Genomic DNA, 229 nt, shown 5'->3' with positions numbered 1-229 from the left:
GGGCGGCGGAGCGGATTGCACCGGAGGATTTGAAGACCCTGGTACAACTGCTGACCGACAAAAATCAGCCTAGCCAGGGGCCATCCCTGGGCGGGCTATCCATGTGAACCGAGGGGAGAGAATATGCAGAAAACAGAATTTATCCGGCAGATCAATGAGCTGGTTCCCAGGCCGGACCCTGTCACCACCGAGGCACTGTACCGCTTTGACCGGGAGTGTGCGGAGACGG

Source organism: Flavonifractor plautii ATCC 29863 (assembly GCF_000239295.1).
Classification (GTDB): Bacteria; Bacillota; Clostridia; order Oscillospirales; family Oscillospiraceae; genus Flavonifractor; species Flavonifractor plautii.
This window is presented reverse-complemented; position numbering follows the sequence as displayed.